At 70.3% G+C, this 18,156-nt stretch carries 13 protein-coding genes; 6 read left to right on the top strand and 7 right to left on the bottom strand.

Annotated elements, in window-relative coordinates; translation table 11 throughout:
* The 3 genes from ABZ464_RS48895 to ABZ464_RS48885 are packed head-to-tail and all read left to right on the top strand — an operon-like array spanning position 1 to position 2,873.
* Entirely contained in the window at positions 1-885 is an 885-nt protein-coding gene (locus ABZ464_RS48895) for an amidohydrolase family protein (protein WP_359288864.1), read from the top strand.
* Between the two features lie 12 nt (positions 886-897).
* The gene (menE, locus tag ABZ464_RS48890; RefSeq protein ID WP_359288862.1) at positions 898-2,403 is read left to right on the top strand and encodes an o-succinylbenzoate--CoA ligase; all 1,506 of its coding nucleotides are present in this window, start codon (positions 898-900) and stop codon (positions 2,401-2,403) included.
* A gap of 14 nt (positions 2,404-2,417) precedes the next feature.
* Positions 2,418-2,873 carry a MaoC family dehydratase gene (locus ABZ464_RS48885; protein ID WP_358995703.1) on the top strand — a complete coding sequence of 152 codons (456 nt, stop codon included), beginning with the start codon at positions 2,418-2,420 and terminating at the stop codon, positions 2,871-2,873.
* A 69-nt stretch (positions 2,874-2,942) separates the two neighbouring features.
* Here ABZ464_RS48885 and ABZ464_RS48880 read toward each other — a convergent pair whose 3' ends face one another.
* The 7 genes from ABZ464_RS48880 to ABZ464_RS48850 form a co-directional block, all read right to left on the bottom strand.
* Positions 2,943-4,610 carry a histidinol-phosphatase gene (locus ABZ464_RS48880; RefSeq protein ID WP_359288860.1) on the bottom strand — a complete coding sequence of 556 codons (1,668 nt, stop codon included), beginning with the start codon at positions 4,608-4,610 and terminating at the stop codon, positions 2,943-2,945.
* A gap of 26 nt (positions 4,611-4,636) precedes the next feature.
* The gene (locus ABZ464_RS48875; RefSeq protein ID WP_359288858.1) at positions 4,637-6,496 is read right to left on the bottom strand and encodes a LamG-like jellyroll fold domain-containing protein; all 1,860 of its coding nucleotides are present in this window, start codon (positions 6,494-6,496) and stop codon (positions 4,637-4,639) included.
* Positions 6,497-6,545: 49 nt separating this feature from the next.
* Positions 6,546-9,488, bottom strand: coding sequence for a glycoside hydrolase family 2 TIM barrel-domain containing protein (locus ABZ464_RS48870; protein WP_359288856.1), 2,943 nt, complete (start codon positions 9,486-9,488; stop codon positions 6,546-6,548).
* A complete protein-coding gene (locus ABZ464_RS48865) occupies positions 9,485-10,321 on the bottom strand; it encodes a carbohydrate ABC transporter permease (RefSeq protein ID WP_359288853.1) in 837 nt (278 codons plus the stop codon). Before ABZ464_RS48865 ends, ABZ464_RS48870 begins: the two co-directional genes overlap by 4 nt.
* Before the next feature lie 14 nt (positions 10,322-10,335).
* Entirely contained in the window at positions 10,336-11,292 is a 957-nt protein-coding gene (locus ABZ464_RS48860; RefSeq protein WP_359288851.1) for a sugar ABC transporter permease, read from the bottom strand.
* Positions 11,292-12,578 (bottom strand): extracellular solute-binding protein, encoded by a 1,287-nt coding sequence (locus ABZ464_RS48855; RefSeq protein ID WP_359288849.1) that lies wholly within the window; start codon positions 12,576-12,578, stop codon positions 11,292-11,294. The genes ABZ464_RS48860 and ABZ464_RS48855 overlap by 1 nt, the downstream gene beginning before the upstream one ends.
* A 141-nt stretch (positions 12,579-12,719) precedes the next feature.
* Positions 12,720-13,739 carry a carbohydrate kinase family protein gene (locus ABZ464_RS48850; RefSeq protein WP_359288847.1) on the bottom strand — a complete coding sequence of 340 codons (1,020 nt, stop codon included), beginning with the start codon at positions 13,737-13,739 and terminating at the stop codon, positions 12,720-12,722.
* 165 nt (positions 13,740-13,904) lie between these two features.
* Between ABZ464_RS48850 and ABZ464_RS48845 the strand changes: the two genes are divergently transcribed.
* From ABZ464_RS48845 to ABZ464_RS48835, 3 genes are all read left to right on the top strand, one after another.
* Positions 13,905-14,669: a DeoR/GlpR family DNA-binding transcription regulator gene (locus ABZ464_RS48845; RefSeq protein ID WP_359288845.1), complete on the top strand. Its 765-nt coding sequence runs from the start codon at positions 13,905-13,907 to the stop codon at positions 14,667-14,669.
* Positions 14,666-16,006, top strand: coding sequence for a 6-phospho-beta-glucosidase (locus tag ABZ464_RS48840; protein WP_359288843.1), 1,341 nt, complete (start codon positions 14,666-14,668; stop codon positions 16,004-16,006). Before ABZ464_RS48845 ends, ABZ464_RS48840 begins: the two co-directional genes overlap by 4 nt.
* Positions 16,007-16,114: 108 nt before the next feature.
* A partial coding sequence (locus ABZ464_RS48835; RefSeq protein ID WP_359288841.1) for an alpha-mannosidase occupies positions 16,115-18,156 on the top strand: 2,042 nt, incomplete at its 3' end.

Genomic DNA, 18,156 nt, shown 5'->3' with positions numbered 1-18,156 from the left:
ATGACGACCCTCAATGTCGAGGAACTCGTCGCGATCGACGTGCACACCCACGCGGAGGTGTCCTCCAAGGGGCACTCGTCGCTCGACGACGACCTGCACGACGCGTCCTCCGCCTACTTCAAGGTGGAGGGCAAGCGCAAGCCCACCCTGGAGGAGACGGCCGCCTACTACCGGGAGCGGAAGATGGCCGCCGTGATCTTCACGGTGGACGCCGAGTCCGCGACCGGCACGGCGCCCGTCCCCAACGAGGAGGTCGCCGAGGCCGCCGCCGCCAACGCCGACGTCCTCATCCCCTTCGCCTCCATCGACCCCTTCCGGGGGAAGGCGGGCGTGAAGCAGGCGCGCCGCCTGGTCGAGGAGTACGGGGTGAAGGGCTTCAAGTTCCACCCCAGCATCCAGGGCTTCTTCCCCAACGACCGGTCGGTGGCGTACGACCTGTACGAGGTCATCGAGGAGACCGGCACCATCGCCCTCTTCCACACCGGCCAGACGGGCATCGGCGCCGGGGTCCCGGGAGGGGGCGGCATCCGCCTCAAGTACTCCAACCCGCTCCACGTCGACGACGTCGCCGCCGACTTCCCGCACCTCAAGATCATCCTGGCGCATCCGTCGTTCCCCTGGCAGGACGAGGCCCTCGCCGTCGCCACCCACAAGCCGGGCGTGCACATCGACCTGTCCGGCTGGTCGCCGAAGTACTTCCCGCCGCAGCTCGTGCAGTACGCCAACACGCTGCTGAAGGACAAGGTCCTCTTCGGCTCCGACTTCCCCGTCCTCACCCCCGACCGCTGGCTCGCCGACTTCGACAAGCTGACGATCAAGGACGAGGTGAAGCCGAAGATCCTCAAGGAGAACGCCGCCCGGCTGCTCGGGCTGACGAGACCATAAGGGGCGTGGCAGATGCGCAACGAGGGACTGGGGTCGTGGCCCGCACGCCGGGCACGCAAGACCCCGCACCGCACCGCCCTGGTCCACGGTGAGCAGTCGACGGACTACCGCACATTGCATACACGCGTCACGCGACTGGCCCACGCCCTGCGCGCCCGGGGCGTCCGACGCGGCGACCGCATCGCCTACCTCGGCCCGAACCACCCCTCCTACCTGGAGACCCTGTTCGCGGCCGGCACGCTCGGCGCGGTCTTCGTCCCGCTCAACACCCGCCTCGCGGGCCCCGAGATCGCCTACCAGCTCGCCGACTCCGGAGCCAAGGCCCTCGTCTACGGCCCCTCGCACGCCGGCCTGGTCGCGGGACTGCCGGGCAGCACGGACGTGCGGTCGTACGTCGAGGTCGGCGCCGAGTACGAGAACGCGCTGGCCTCGGCCTCCGACGAGCCGATCGACGAGCCCGTCGGCGCCGACGACACCTGCATCATCATGTACACCTCGGGCACGACCGGCCGGCCCAAGGGCGCCATGCTCACGCACGGCAACCTCACCTGGAACGCGATCAACGTCCTCGTCGACACCGACCTGATCGCCGACGAGCGGGCCCTGGTCTCGGCGCCGCTGTTCCACACGGCGGGCCTGAACATGCTGACGCTCCCGGTGTTCCTCAAGGGCGGCACCTGCGTCCTGGTCGAGGCCTTCGACCCGGAGGCCACCTTCGACCTGATCGAACGGCACCGGATCACCTTCATGTTCGGGGTGCCGACGATGTTCGACCAGGTGGCCCGGCATCCGCGCTGGGCCGGCGCGGACCTGTCCAGCCTGCGCATCCTGACCTGCGGCGGCTCCCCGGTCCCCACCCCGCTGATCGCCGCCTACCAGGAACGCGGGCTCACCTTCCTCCAGGGCTACGGCATGACGGAGGCGTCCCCCGGCACGCTGTACCTGGACGCCGAGCACGCGATCAGCAAGGCGGGCTCGGCCGGAGTGCCGCACTTCTTCAGCGACGTACGCGTCCTCGCCCCCGACCTCGGCCCGGTCGCGCCCGGTGAGACGGGCGAGGTGCTCGTCCGCGGTCCGCACGTCATGCCGGGCTACTGGGGGCTGCCCGAGGAGACCGCCGCCTCCTTCACCGACGGCTGGTTCCGCAGCGGGGACGCGGCGAAGGTCGACGACGACGGTTACGTGTACATCGTCGACCGTATAAAGGACATGATCATCTCCGGTGGGGAGAACATCTACCCCGCCGAGATCGAGGACCTCCTCCTCTCCCACCCCGACATCGTCGAGGCCGCCGTCATCGGGGTGCGGGACGACAAGTGGGGCGAGGTGCCGCGCGCGGTCGTGGTGCTCCGTGAGGGCGCCGCGCTGGACCCGGACGAGGTGCTGGCCTCCCTGGCCGGGCGGCTCGCCAAGTACAAGATCCCCAAGTCGGTGGTGGTCGCGGACGAACTTCCGCGCACGGCCTCCGGAAAGCTCCTCAAAGCCCGGGTGCGCCAGCGCTTCGGCACCAACTCTTAGCTAAGGAAAGCGATATGAGCATCACGGTGAACGGCCTCGACGAGCTGAAGAAGCTGGCCGGCAGCGACCTGGGCACCAGCGAGTGGATCGAGGTCACTCAGGAGCGCATCGACACGTTCGCCGACGCGACCGGCGACCACCAGTGGATCCATGTGGACCCGGAGAAGGCCGCGGCGGGCCCCTTCGGCGCCCCCATCGCCCACGGTTACCTGACGCTGTCCCTCTTCATCCCTCTGTTCACCGAGCTGTTGGACGTCCAGGGAGTGACGACGAAGGTCAACTACGGCCTGAACAAGGTGCGTTTCCCCTCGCCGGTGAAGGTCGGCTCCCGGATCCGCCTGGTCGGCAAGCTGGCCGAGGTCGAGGACGTGCCGGGCGGCGTGCAGATCACCGTCGACGGGGCGATCGAGATCGAGGGCGGGGCCAAGCCGGCGGCTGTGCTGCAGAGCCTGTCCCGCTTCTACGCCTAGAAAAACGGGGGAACTGCGCAACCGTCGTGGCCGGTCGCGCAGTTCCCCGCGCCCCTTTCGGGGGCGCCGTCAGCGGACTACGTCCACGAAGACCGGGTTGGAGTAGAACCAGGTGTCGGCCCACGGGTCGCCGTTGCCCGGCTCGTGCGGGATCGGGCCGTGCGGGTCGATGGACGCGCCGAGGTAGCCCGCCCCGTGCCGGTTGCCGTCACTGCCGCGCAGCCGGACGTAGAAGGACTCGTCCCCCACGGTCAGCGGGATGCGCAGGGTGTACGTCCCCTTGCGGCCCGACACGTCGTCCGTGTGGACGACCTTCGTGTCGGGCGCCTTCCACGTGTCCCGGTCGGTCACCGGGCCGCGCACCGCGCCCCGGATCACGTCCACGTGCGCCAACTCCGGCAGCACGCCCTGGGAGTTGGGCCGGGAGGCGGTCGTCACGGTGACGTACAGCGTGATCCGCTCGCCCTTGCGGACCCGCAGCCGCCCGCCGAGGGTGACGCCCCGGCCGCCGTCGCAGTCCCGCTTCACCCGCACGTCCAGCCCGTCCAGCAGATGCCCGTGGTCGAGCCAGACGCGGCCGGCCCGCAGGCCCTCCATCACCGCGCGGTAGCCGTAGCGGGTCACACCGACATGGGTGCGGCTGAACTCGCCGGGCCAGAAGTCGCTTCCGGGCTGCGCGGTGTCCGTGTTCACCGGGTCGGGCAGCTTGCCGGTGTTGTCGAAGTTCTGACCGGCCGGCCAGTCGCCGTTCTTCCAGGTGTCGAAGACGGTCCGGTGGTTGTCGGAGTTGGTGGTGATCGTGAACAGTCGGCCCTCGGCCAGCATCGCGTCCCACAGTCCGCCGACGGTCGCGGTCGCCCAGTCGAAACCGCCGTACGTGAGGTAGGCGTTCGCCGGGTACCCGGCCCACGACTGCGCCGACGGCTTGTTCTCGTACTCGCCGCGGATCGAGGTGGAACTGCGCCAGCCGGGGATGGCCGCGCCCTGGGCGCCGGGCGCGCCCTCCATGCCGATCATGATCTCGGGGGCCGCGTCGCGCCAGTTGCGCATCTCGTGCGGGGAGTCGATGCCGAGGCGCAGCGGGTGGTTGGCGAGGACGAGGACGTCGTCGACGTAGCCCGAACGGCGCTGCTCGGCAAGCCACTTGATCGCCTTGACGGCGTGGGCCTCGTTGCGGGCGGTGTCGGCGGCGCCGGCGGAACCCTCGGTGTAGCCGAGCAGCTTGCCGTCGTAGGCGAGCTCGAACTGGGTGAGCAGGTCGACCTCGTGGGCGCCCGGCGCGGCGAACACGGTGCAGTGCTCGGCGGCCGGGATGTACCACTCCAGGCCCTGGAAGATCAGTTGGCGCGGGTTCGCGGCGCGGGCCTTGAGGATCTCCTGGTGCTCCAGCGCGGCGCCGTAGTGGGCGTGGCCGAAGTTGGAGTGCTCGTTGAACACCATCCAGTCCAGGCCGAACCGGGCGGCGGCCCGGGCCTGCTGGGAGAACGTGTACTTGGCGTCGTGGCTGTAGACGGAGTGGACGTGGTGGTCGCCGACGAGGTAGGCCAGGCGCGGGTCGTGACCGCCGAGGCCGCGGTCGGAGGCGGCGAACGCGGGCGTCACGGCCGGGCCGAGGGCGAACGCGGCGCCGAACAGACCCGCGCGGCGCAGGAGTCCGCGGCGGGAGACGCCCTGGGCGTCGAGGTCGGCGGGGGAGACTGACGGGTCGGCCCACTCGGGCAGCTGCTGCTCGGTCATGGTGGTGTGAGTCCTCTTCGAGGGCGTCAGTGGTTCATGAAGGAGGAGACGGGCAGCGCCCGTGCGACGATCCGGACGTCGCCCAGGCGGCCGTGCAGGATCTGGTCGATCGTCCCGCCGTACTCGTAGCCGCCGAGCAGCCACGGCAGTCCGACGGAGGTGATGCCCACGGCCTTCGCCCTGGGGTTGCGCACGACCGGGCAGCCCTCGACGTACAGCGTGGTGTGCCCGCCGTCGTTGACGACCGCGAGGTGCCACCAGGTCTCCAGCGGGGTCTCCTGGCCCCAGTTGGTGGCGATGCCCTCCTGGTTCAGCGGGCGCATCGCCCACTGCGGCTCGCGGTCGTTGGACAGCGACAGCGTGGCGAGCGGCTCGTCGGGGTCGTCGCCGGTCTTGCCCGCCGCGCCACCGGTGCCGGTACGGCTGACCAGTCCCGACCAGGCGTGGTGCGACGGGTCCCAGTCGGCCGGGAGGCGGTAGAACGCCTCGAGGGTGTAACCGTCCTCGAACGTTGCTGAGTTGAGGGGAGCGCCGTCGACCGTGCGCAGGTACGCGCCCTTGAGGGGGGACTTGTAGCCGCGGAACTCCAGGCTGCCGTGGCCGGGTTGGTCGGGATGGTGGTCCGATGACCAGCCCAGGGTGCCGCCGCCGACGGTGACGAGGGTGAGGTCGTTGCCGCGTCCGGAGAGGTCGTGGACGGTGCCGGAGACGGTCGTACCGTCCTCGTGGCCGTCGAAGCGCCAGTAGGCGACCGTGTCGCGGACCAGGACCTTCGAGGCCGGACGCGCGGGGCGGGCCGGCTCCGGAGCGAAGCCGGAGAAGCGGTCGGCGAAGTCGATGTCCACGGAGAACCGGTCGGCGTCACCGCTGAGTTCGATCTCCTGCCGCTCCAGCTCGTTGAGCCCCTTCGCGGCCCGGCCGAGGATCCACGGGGAGACGGTCTCCACGTCGATGACGTTCCGGTCGAGGTCGAAGCGGTACAGGCGGATCATCGCCGCGCCGCCGAAATAGCGGTTCTGATAGTTCGTCAGGTGCAGGTGGACGTCGTGGCCCGCCGCGTTCTTGCGGGTTGCCCGGCCCGCGGGCCAGTAGTGCCCGTTGAGGGTGAGGAAGATCTGGTCGTGGTCCTCGATCAGCCGGTCCCACAGTTGCTGCCCGTACGCCGACAACGAGTCGTCCTCGACGACCAGTTCGTGCGTGGTGAGGACGACCGGTGTCGTGGGGTGGGCGGCCAGGACGTCCTTCGCCCAGGCGTACCCCTGCTCCGACAGCCGCCAGTCCAGCGCCAGCACCATCCACTGCCGCCCGGCGGCCCGGAACTGGTGGAAGGTGTTGTAGCCGTCGGGAGAGGCCCCGCCGAAGGAGGACTTCCCCCGGAACCGGCGCGGACCGAAGGTGTCCAGGTACGGGGTCGACCCGCGCTGGTCGGTCGTCGAGGACTTCACGTCGTGGTTGCCGGCCAGGACGCTGTAGCCGACCCCGCGCCGGTCGAGCAGCTCGAACGCCTCCCCGATCGCGGTGAATTCGGCGGCGGCGCCGTTCTGCGTGAGGTCGCCGAGGTGGGACAGGAACACGATGTTCTCGTCGCGCTCGCCCCCGTGCTCCAGGAGGTACCGCAGGGACGCCTCGACCGGCGCCTTGTCGATGCTCGGACCGTCGAAGAGGTACTGGGTGTCGGGCATCACGGCGAGCGTGAAGCGGCGGCTTGCGGTGTCCGGACGCCAGGCGGCCGAGGTCGCCTGCGCGGCCGCCTCGGCGGCGGCCGGGGGCAGCGCGACCGAGGCCGTGGCCGCGGCGCCGAGCAGCGCCGTGGCCCGCAGGAAGCTGCGTCGTCCGGCGCCGGCCTGCGCGGCCTCGCACGGTTCATGGGCATGCGAAGTACACACGTGTGCTCCGTAGGGGAGAGCCGGGGAAAGTCCTTGCGGTGATGGGGGGTTACAGGGTGCGCAGGGTCCAGCTCCAGCGATGGACGCCCGGCGCGACGAGGTAGGAGGGGAAGGTGTCGGGACCGCACGAGGCCGTGCCGAGGCCCCGGTGCGCCGCGTCGAGATGCACCACGCAGCCCGCGCGCGGCACCAGTTCGTCGTGATGGGCGGCGGCCGTCAGATCGTCGGCGCGGTAGCGCGTGACGGAGACCTGCCGGGGCTCGTCCGGGGTGACCGCGAGACCCGGTGCGTCCGGCCCGCGGAGCGTGAAGCGCCGTACGCCGTGCCGGCCGCCGCTCTCCTGAGGACGCAGATAGGGGGTGAACAACTCATCGACGGCCAGGGCGTGATGGCCCACCGGGGCGCCCCCGCTGCGGTCCGGGTAGGACTCCCAGGGGCCCTGCCCGAACCACTCCATGCGGTCGAGTCCGGCGACCGTCTCGAAGACCGTCCCGACCCGGGCCACATCGTCGAACTCCTCGGGCAGCTCGGCGAGTTCGTCCACCCGGATCCCGCCCTCGACGGGGGTGAACACCTGCCGGTGCCGGACCACGCCGGTGGTGCCCGCGTACTCCGCGAGCACGGTCACGGCATCGCCGTCGCGCTGCACCGACACCACCTTGCGCACCAGGGCGTCGAGGCCCCAGGTCCGCCAGCGCAGTGCCATGCCGCCCAGTTCGTCGTTGTCGGTGGGCGCCCGCCACAGGGACAGCGTGGGCCCGGCGGTCAGCAGCGGATGGACCAGCAGCCCGTCCGCGTCGACCTCGACGGCGCCGGGGACCGGCGGGTCCTCGGCCATCACGGCCGCGCGCAGCAGCACCTGCGGCGCGCACACCTGCGTGCCGCGCGGTGCCCACGCCAGGTCCTCGGCGGTCGTCACGCGCAGCGTCAGCCATGCCTCACCGCCGTCCCCGGGCAGGTCCGGCGGCAGCGGGACCACCGCAGTCTCGCCAGGGAGCAGGGAGGGGAGTCCGGCGGGCGCGGTCAGCGTACGGCCGTCCGCGAGCGCCAGTTCCCACTCGCCCGAGAGCCACTCCAGGCCCCGGAAGTGCTGGTGGTTGGAGACGACCAGCCCCTCGTGCCGGTACAGCTCCAGCCGTATCGGCGCGGCGAGTTCACGGTGCTCGAACATGACGGGCTTAGGGGTGCGGTCGGGGAAGACCACTCCGTCCGCGATGAACGCGCCGTCGTGGTCCTTCTCGCCGAAGTCACCGCCGTACGCCCAGCGGTAGCCGGGAGCGGTGACACCGTTGTCGTAGAGCCCGGCGCCCCCACGCCCGACCGGTCTTCCGTCGTTCACGGACTGAAGGATTCCGTGGTCCCAGAACTCCCAGATGAATCCGCCCTGAAGACCCGGGGTGGCCTCGATGGCGGCCCAGTGGTCGGCCAGCGTGCCGTTGCTGTTGCCCATGGCGTGCGAGTACTCGCACTGGATGAGCGGCTTGGTCTGCTCCCCGGACAGTGCGTGCGCCACACAGTCCTCCAGCGGCGCGTACATCGGGCAGGCGATGTCGGAGGCGAGGTCCGGGTCCGCCCAGCCGCGCTTGGCCGCCCCCTCGTACTGCAGCGGCCGGGTCGCGTCGTGCCGGCGCACCCAGCCCGCGGCCGCGTCGTGGTTGGCGCCGTAGTCCGACTCGTTGCCGAGGGACCAGATGATGATCGAGGGGTGGTTCTTGTCCCGCAGCACCATCCGCGACACCCGGTCCACGAACGCGTTCAGATAGCGCGGGTCGTCGGCGATCTCATGGGCGTGGTCGTGGGACTCGATGTCCGCCTCGTCGACCACGTAGAAGCCCAGCTCGTCGGCCAGGTCGTACAGCGTCGGGTCGTTGGGGTAGTGCGCGGTGCGGATCGCGTTGAAGCCGAAACGCTTCAGCAGGACCAGGTCCGCGCGCATGTCGTCGTACGACACCGTCCGCCCGGTCAGCGGATGGAAGTCGTGCCGGTTCACGCCCCGGATGTAGATCCGCTCGCCGTTGACCAGCAGGTCCCGGCCGACGATCTCGACGTCGCGGAAGCCGACGCGGTGCCGTGAGCTGTCGGCGACGCTGCCGTCGGCGCGGTGCAGCCGCACCGTCAGGCCGTACAGCTCGGGCGTCTCGGCGGTCCAGGCGCGCACCTCGGGCACGCTCGTGTGCATCCGTGCCTCGCCGAGGAAGGCGGAGACCCGCTCGTCCTCGGCGTTGGCGCGGTCGAACTCCGTGTCCTGCGCGAGCGCCAGCCCGTCCAGCTCCCCGCTGACGTACCAGCCCTCCGGCAGCGCCCCGCCCGCGTCCCGCACCCGGCAGTCGACGACCAGTTCCCCGTCCCGGGAGGCGCGCACGGCGACATCGGCCAGGTGCAGCGGGTCCGTCGCGTACAGCAGCACCGAACGGGTGATGCCACCGTGCCACCAGTGGTCCTGGTCCTCGATGTGCGAGGCGTCCGACCACTTGACGACGGTCAGCCGGAGGGTGTGCCGGCCACTGGGGCCTACGACGTCCGAGAGATCGAAGTCGGCGGCGAGGTGGGAGTCCTTGGAGATGCCGACGGGCCGCCCGTCCACGTGCACCAGCAGCACGCTCTCGGCGGCGCCGACCTGGAGGACGATGCGGCGGCCGGTCCAGTCGGCGGGGATGTCGATCTCCCGCTCGTAGACACCCGTCGGGTTGTCGTCGACCGGCGACAGTGGAGGGAATTCTGTATACGGCATACGGATGTTCAGATACTGCGGAAGGTCGACCGTCGACCGCAGCGGGTCGTCCGTATTCTGCATGGTCCATACGCCCGGCACAGCCGTCGTCGACCACGCACCGCCGACCGGCGCGTCCGGAGCGGGCAGCAACTGGAAGCGCCAGTCGCCGTCCAGGGAGTGTGCTCCGGCGCGCCGGTCGACGGCGTTCATGGGCAGCCGCCCCCAGGAGGTCACCTCGGGCGCGGTCCAGGGGCGGAGCGTCAGCAGGGGATCGGTCACTTGATCGCTCCCTTGGCGAGGTCGCCGATGATCTGGCGGGCGCCGACCGCGAACACGATCAGCAGGGGGATGAGCGCGAGCAGGGCGCCGGTCATGACCATTCCGTAGTCCGTCGTTCCGTGGGTTCCGTTGAGCTGGGACAGCGCGACCTGGAGGGTGACGTTGTCCGGGTTGGTGAGGGCGATGAGGGGCCAGGCGTAGTCGTTCCACTGGCCCATGAAGGTGAAGATGCCGAGGAAGGCCAGGCCGGGGCGGACCACGGGCAGGGCCACGTGCCAGTACTGGCGGAGGAAGTTCGCGCCGTCGATGCGGGAGGCGTCGAGGAGTTCGTCGTGGATGGCGCTCTTCATGTACTGGCGCATCCAGAAGATGCCGAAGGCGTTGGCGGCGGCGGGCACGATCAGCGAGGTCATCGAGCCGATCCAGCCGAGTTTGGCCATGATGACGAACTGCGGGATGGCCGAGAGCTGCGCCGGCACCATGAAGATGATCATGAGCGAGGCGAACAGGAAGCGCTTGCCCGGGAAGGTGAACTTGGCGAAGACGAACGCCGCCAGCGAGTCGAAGAACAGCACCAGGAACGTCACCGAACCCGCCACCAGCAGCGAGTTGGCCATCGAGCCGTAGAAGTCGATCGCGTCGAGGAGATGGCGGAGGTTCTCCACGAAGTGGCTGCCGGGCAGCAGCTTCGGCGGGTAGGAGAAGATCTCGCTCGATGTGTGCGTCGACATGATCACGGCCCAGTAGAACGGGAAGGCCGAGAGCAGCACGCCGGCGGCCAGCGTCGCGTGCAGGGCGAGCGCGCGGCGCCGGGAACCCTTGATGGTTGCCATGGGGGTGGGGCCTCCTAGTCTTCGCCCCGGCGCTGCACCAGACGCCAGTTGATGATCGAGAAGAGGACGACGACGAGGAAGATGCCCCACGCCACGGCGGCGCCGTAGCCGAAGTCGTTGTTGTCGAAGGTCTGCTGGAAGAAGTAGAGGACCATCGTCCGGCCGGCGTGGCCGGGGCCGCCGGAGAACGTCGAGTCGTTGGAGGTGTTCTGCAGCAGGACCTGCGGCTCGGAGAAGCTCTGCAGACCGGTGACCGTGGAGATCACGAGCACGAAGAGCAGCACGGGCCGCATCATCGGCAGCGTGATCCGGAAGAACGTCTGCACCGGACCGGCCCCGTCCATACGGGCGGCTTCATACAGTTCACCGGGGATTGTCTGCAATCCCGCGAGGAAGATGATCGCGTTGTATCCCGTCCACTGCCAGGTCATCAGCGTGGCGATGGCGACCTTGATGCCCCAGGGCGTGTTCAGCCAGGCCACCTGGTCCAGTCCGACCGCCTGCAGCAGGGCGTTGACCAGGCCGAAGTTGGTGGAGAACACCGAGCCGAAGATGATCGCGATCGCCACGACGGAGGTCACGTTCGGCAGGAAGAAGGCGAACCGATAGGCGTTCTTGAACCGGACCGCCGAGTTGAGCAGCACGGCCGTCACCATCGCCAGGAAGATCATGGGGAAGGTGGCCAGCGCCCAGATGACGATCGTGTTCCCGATCGAGCTCCAGAAGTCGCTGTCGCCCAGCAGGTACTGGTACTGCGACAGCCCGGCCCACTCCATCGGGCCGAGCCCGTCCCACCGGTGGAAGGACAGATACAGCGAGAAGCCGACCGGGACCAGGCCGAAGCAGACGAAGAGCAGATAGAACGGCGAGATCGCCGCATACAGATGCCAGTACTTGCGGAACCCGCCGTGGGGCGGGGGAGCGGGGGCGGACTCCACGGTGACCGTGGGCTTCTCCAGTGCGGTGGCCATCAGTGGCTCACCCCCAGATGGTCCGCGATCCGCCGGCACTTGCTCATGGCGTCCTTCCATGCCTGTTCGGGGTTCTTGCCGAGGACGCCGACGTTCTTGATCTCGTCCTTGATGGGCTGGCCGAGCGCCACGTCGTACGGGCTGTTGTAGGCGACGGCGATCTTCTGCGCGGCGGGCCCGAAGACGTCCATGGTGACCTGGCCGCCGAAGAACTCGTCGGGCTCGCGCAGCTGCTTCAGGCCGTACGAGGCGGGCGTGGACGGGAAGAGACCCGCGTCGACGTACCCCTGCGCCTGGTTGGCCGCGTCCAGCATCCAGGTGATGATCCGGAACGCCTGCTCGGGCTCCCGGCAGGCCTTGGTGATCGCCAGGAACGAGCCGCCGTTGTTGGAGGGCCTGACCGGCATGTCGGCCACCCGCCACCGGCCCTTGGTCTTCGGCACGCCGTTCTTGATGTCGTTGGTCGCCCAGGAGGCGCCGAGCTGGCTGGGCAGCTTGCCGTCCTGGATCGCGGAGAGCTGGTCGGGGGTGCCGTTGACCAGGTCGGAGACGATCTCGCGCCGCTTTGCCTCGACGGCGAGCGCCCAGGCGGCGCGCACGTGTTCCTGGTCGCCGATGAAGTGGCGGTCCTTGTCGACGTACCGCTTGTCGCCCTGCTGCACCGCGTTCTCGAAGACGGAGTTCACGTCGGTGAGCAGATACGTCCCCGGGATGCGCCGCTTGAGCTGCTCGCCCGCCGCGAAGAACTTCTCCCAGGTGTCGAGCTCCTTCGACACGTCGGCCGGCTCGTAGGGCAGTCCGGCCTTGCGGAAGACGTCGTACTGGTAGAGGTGCGCGACCGGGCCGCAGTCGATCGGGAAGCCGATCATCGAGCCGTCGTCGGCGATGCCCTGGTCCCACTTCCACGCCAGGTACCGGCTCTTGTACTTCTCCGCGCCGAGAGTGCGCAGGTCCACGAACTGGTCGGCGTTGGGCAGGTAGGACGCCATGTCCTCGCCCTTGAGGCCCGCGACGTCGGGGACGTGGGCGCGGCCGGCCATCGTGGTGATCAGCTTGGAACGGTAGTAGCCGCCGATCTTGATGGCCCTGAGGTCGACCGTGCCGCCGTAGCGGGTCCGGGCCTTCTCGACGACGGTGTCGCCCAGACCGCCGTCCCAGTACCACAGGACCATGTTCCGGCCGGTCGAACCGGTCGGAACGGCACAGCCGGACGCCAGGCCGCCGAGCGCGGTCGCGGCCGTACCGGCCAGACCGGCGCGCAGCAGGCCTCTACGTGAGAGCCGCAACTGCTCCCACCGCCTTTCGGATCTGTTCGCGTCTTCACAGACGTGATGCACAACCAGGGGTAAAGCTTCGGGCAGGGACAGAAAGCAGGGAAGGGAAGGGGGAGTGGAAGGGGGGAGTGGAAGGGGACGGGCAGGGGGTGGTCAGGTCAGCCGGGCGGGCGGGGTGACCGGGGCGTGGTGCACCGGCGGGCCGACGTCCGCCGGGATCCGGTCGGCGAGGAAGCCGTACGCCCGCTTCAGCTCCGGGTCCCGCAGCGACCGCCACCACCGGTCGACGCCGTACCAGCCGGGCGCGGCCAGCGCTCCGCCGTGGTGGCGTACGGAGAGTCCGGCGGCCAGTACGGCGAACCGCAGGCGTTCCTCCAGCGGCCAGCCGCCGAGCGAGGCGGCGACGAAGCTCGCGCCGAACACGTCACCGGCGCCCGTCGCGTCCACGACATCGATGTCAAGGGCCGGGACGTCCGCGTACTCGCCGGTCGCCTGGTCCACCGCGAGCGCGCCGTCGCCGCCCCGGGTGACCACCGCCACCGGTACCAGTTCGGCGAGCGTACCGAGGGCCGCGAGCGCGCTGTCGGTGCGGGTGTAGGCCATCGCCTCGGTCTCGTTGGGGAGGAAGGCGTGACACAGGGCGAGTTGCTCGAGCAACTCCGTGGACCACTGCTGGGTGGGGTCCCAGCCGACGTCGGCGTAGATCCGGGTGCCGTTCGCCGCGGCCTTGGCGAGCCAGGCCTGTGGCTCGGCCTCGATGTGCACGAGCGCGGTGCGTGCCTCGGGCGGGTCGCCCATCAGGACGTCCTGCGCGTACGGCGGCTCCTGGCCGTGGGTGACGAGCGCCCGGTCGTGGCCGTGCGCGAGGGCGACGGTGACGGGGGTGGGCCAGTCCTTCGCGACCCTGGAGAGCGAGAGGTCGACGCCCTCCTGGCCGGCGATGACCTCCTGGCAGTACGCGCCGTAGAAGTCGTCGCCGAAGACCGTGGCGAGGGAGGTGCGCAGGCCGAAGCGGGAGGCGGCGACCGCGAGGTTGGCGATGCCGCCGGGGCCGCAGCCCATGCCGGCGGTCCAGATCTCCTCGCCCGGCGTCGGCGGCTTGCCCAGGCCCGTGAGGACGAGGTCGTAGAAGAGCAGCCCGGTCAGCAGTACGTCGGGCCGGTCGTCGTCCACGGTGGCGTCCTCTCGTCGGTACGGGCTGGCGCTGTCGGCGCGATCGGGAGCTCGTCAAAACTCTTCATTTCGTGACCGGAATCGTGCGACGCCAGCGGCGTCTGGTCAATACCCGAGCAGAACTGAGCATAGAAATGATTGAAGATGACGAGTAGTGTTCGCGGCGTGCTGGCAGAACGACGACATCAACTCATCCTGCGGGCCCTGCGCTCCGGTGGTCCCGCGGCAGTGACGGATCTCTCCGAACAACTCGGCGTGAGCCCCGCCACGATCCGGCGTGACCTGGTCAAACTCGAGGAGGAGGGCCTGCTCACCCGGGTCCACGGCGGGGCCGTCGTAGAGGAGGGCGACCAGCCCTTCGCCGAGGTCGCCGAGATGCGCGTGCCCGACAAGGACGCCATCGCCGCGCACGCGGCCGCCATGGTCGCCGACGGACAGTCGGTCCTGCTCGACATCGGCACCACCGCCTACCGCCTCGCCCGCCAGCTGCACGGCCGCCGCCTCACGGTGATCACCAGCAATCTGGTGGTCTACGAGGAGCTCGCCGACGACGAGGGCATCGAGCTGGTGCTGCTCGGCGGGATGGTCCGCCGCGAGTACCGCTCCCTGGTCGGTTTCCTCACCGAGGACAACCTGCGCCAGCTGCACGCGGACTGGCTCTTCCTCGGCACCAGTGGAGTGCGTCCGGGCGGGCAGGTGATGGACACGACCGTCGTCGAGGTGCCGGTCAAGCGCGCCATGATCAAGGCCGGTGACAAGGTTGTCCTGCTGGCCGACGCGGCGAAGTTCCCGGGTACGGGGATGGCGAGGGTCTGCGGTCCCGAGGACCTGGACGTGCTGGTGACGAACGCGCCGGTCGACCCGGTGACCCGCACCTCCTTCGAGGAGGCGGGCGTCGAGGTGGTCGTGGCAGGAAAGGTGCAAGCGTGAAGCTGACGATTCTGGGCGGCGGCGGGTTCCGGGTGCCGCTCGTGTACGGGGCGCTCCTCGGTGACCGGGCGGAGGGGCGGGTCACCGAAGTCGTTCTGCATGATCTGGACGACAGTCGACTGTATGCAGTCGCCCGTGTACTGGATGAACAGGCCGCCGGCATCCCCGGCGCCCCCACCGTGACGGCCACCACCGACCTCGACGAGGCGCTGCGCGGCGCCGACTTCATCTTCTCCGCGATCCGCGTCGGTGGCCTCCAGGGCCGCGCCGACGACGAGCGGGTCGCCCTCGCCGAGGGCGTCCTCGGTCAGGAGACCGTCGGCGCCGGAGGGATCGCCTACGGGCTGCGGACGGTCCCCGTCGCCGTCGACATCGCCCGGCGCGTCGCCCGGCTCGCCCCCGACGCCTGGCTGATCAACTTCACCAACCCGGCGGGCCTGGTCACCGAGGCCATGTCCCGCCACCTCGGCGACCGCGTGATCGGCATCTGCGACTCGCCGGTCGGTCTCGGCCGCCGGATCGCCCGGGTGCTCGGCGCGAACCCGCAGGACGCGTGGATCGACTACGTCGGCCTCAACCACCTCGGCTGGGTCCGCGGGCTGCGCATCGCCGGGCGCGACGAGCTGCCGCGCCTGCTGGCCGACCCCGACCTGCTCGGCTCGTTCGAGGAGGGCAAGCTGTTCGGCGTCGACTGGCTGCGGTCGCTCGGCGCCGTCCCGAACGAATACCTGCACTACTACTACTTCAACCGCGAGGCCGTCCGCGCCTACCAGCAGGCCGAGAAGACCCGCGGCGCGTTCCTGCGCGAGCAGCAGGCCCACTTCTACGAGGAGATGCGCGACCCCGGTGCGGCGGCCCTGTCCGCCTGGGACCGCACCCGCGCCGAGCGCGAGGCCACCTACATGGCGGAGAACCGGGAGACGGCGGGCGCCGGCGAGCGCGACGCCGACGACCTGTCCGGCGGCTACGAGAAGGTGGCCCTCGCCCTGATGCGGGCCATCGCCCGCGACGAGCGCACCACGCTCATCCTCAACGTGCGCAACCAGGGCACCCTGTCCGCCCTCGACGCCGACGCCGTCATCGAGGTCCCCTGTCTCGTCGACGCCAACGGCGCCCACCCGGTCGCGGTCGACCCGCTGCCCGGCCACGCCACCGGCCTGGTGTGCGCGGTCAAGGCGGTCGAGCGCGAGGTGCTGGCCGCCGCCGAGTCCGGGTCGTGGGCGACGGCGGTGAAGGCGTTCGCGCTGCATCCGCTGGTCGACTCCGTGAACGTCGCCCGCAGGCTCGTCGAGGGCTACACCGAGGTCCATCCGGGGCTCGCGTACCTTAGGCGCTGACGTCAGAGAGAAAGCGCTTTCCGAGCCCGTCGGCTCTCCCCACCCGGTTCCTTCTTCCCGAGTCCCCGGCTTCCCCTTCCCGGCTTCCCGGTTTTCTGGAGACATCCCATGCACGACGAACGCCGCCGCATCGAGGAGCGCGTCGAGCGCGTCCACAACCAGCGCATCAAGCCCGCGATCTACGCGGCCACCGTTCCCTTCGAGGTCGAGGCCTGGCAGGCGCCGGGGGAGCCCGTCCCCTTCGAGGAGGCCTCGGGCGCCGCCTACGCGCCCTTCGCGATGGGCACCCCATGGGGTCCGCCCTGGGGGACGACCTGGTTCCGGATGAGCGGGGAGGTGCCCGCCGAGTGGGCGGGCCGGCGGGTCGAGGCCGTCATCGACCTCGGTTTCGTCGGCGACTGGCCCGGCAACCAGGCCGAGGCCCTGGTCCACCGCACCGACGGGACCCCGCTGAAGGCGGTCAACCCGCTCAACCAGTACGTGCCCGTCGGCAACCCGGCGGCCGGCGGCGAGCGGATCGACTACCTGGTCGAGGCGGCCTCCAACCCCGACATCCTGGCGAACGACTTCGCCGAGCCGACCCTGCTCGGCGATGTACTGACGGCAGGCGACCGTCCACTGTATACATTCCGCCGCGCCGACCTCGCCGTCCTCGACGAGCAGGTCTGGCACCTCGACCTCGACCTCCAGGTGCTGCGCGAGCTGATGGTCCACCTCGGCGAGCACGAGCCCCGCCGCCACGAGATCATGCACGCCCTCGACCGGGCCATGGACGCGCTCGACCTGGACGACATCTCCGGCAGCGCCGCCGCCGTCCGCGAGGTGCTCGCGCCCGTCCTGGCCCGCCCCGCGCACGCCAGCGCCCACACCATCTCGGGCGTCGGCCACGCGCACATCGACTCCGCCTGGCTGTGGCCGATCCGCGAGACCAAGCGCAAGACGTCCCGCACCTTCTCCAACGTGACGTCGCTGGCCGACGAGTACGAGGACTTCATCTTCGCCTGCTCGCAGGCCCAGCAGTACGAGTGGGTGCGCGACAACTACCCGCAGGTGTGGGCCCGCATCCAGGAGTCGGTGAAGAAGGGCCAGTGGGCGCCGGTCGGCGGTATGTGGGTGGAGGCCGACGGCAATCTGCCCGGCGGTGAGGCGATCGCCCGCCAGCTCATCCACGGCAAGCGGTTCTTCATCGAGCACTTCGGCGTCGAGACCAAGGGCGTCTGGCTGCCGGACTCCTTCGGCTACACCGCCGCCTACCCGCAGCTCGCCAAGCTCGCCGGCAACGACTGGTTCCTCACCCAGAAGATCTCCTGGAACCAGACCAACAAGTTCCCCCACCACACCTTCTGGTGGGAGGGCATCGACGGCACCCGCATCTTCACCCACTTCCCGCCGGTCGACACCTACAACGCCCGCTTCAGCGGCGAGGAGATGGACCGCGCGGTCCGCAACTACTCCGAGAAGGGCGGCGGCACGCGCTCGCTCGCCCCGTTCGGCTGGGGCGACGGCGGTGGCGGCCCCACCCGCGAGATCATGGAGCGGGCCCGCCGTCTCGCCGACCTCGAGGGCTCGCCCAAGGTGGTCATCGAGCACCCGGACCAGTTCTTCGCCAAGGCCCGCGAGGAGTACCCGGACGCCCCCGTCTGGGTCGGCGAGCTCTACCTGGAGCTGCACCGCGCCACCTACACCTCCCAGGCCCGCACCAAGCAGGGCAACCGGCGCAGCGAACACCGGCTGCGCGAGGCCGAGCTGTGGGCGACGACGGCCGCGCTGCACGCGCCGGGCTACTCCTACCCGTACGAGAAGCTGGACCGGCTGTGGAAGACGGTGCTGCTGCACCAGTTCCACGACATCCTGCCGGGCTCCTCGATCGCCTGGGTGCACCGTGAGGCCGAGGCCGAGTACGCGCGCGTCGCCGAGGAACTGGAGGCGCTGACGGCGGAGGCGGTCGCGGCGCTCGGCGCGGGCGGCACCCGGGTGTTCAACGCCGGCCCGTACGACCGCGCCGAGGTCGTCCGTACCTCGGCGGGCGCGCCGGCCTACGTCGAGGTACCCGCGAGCGGCAGCGCGGCGCTCGCGGGCGCCGGCGACGCGTCGCCGGCGCCGGTGACCGTGTCCGGCCGGACCCACGAGCCCGGGGGAGGCCGTGTACA

Origin of the sequence: Streptomyces sp. NPDC005820 (genome assembly GCF_040630255.1) — a bacterium.
GTDB lineage: Bacteria > Actinomycetota > Actinomycetes > Streptomycetales > Streptomycetaceae > Streptomyces.
This window is presented reverse-complemented; position numbering and strand designations above follow the sequence as displayed.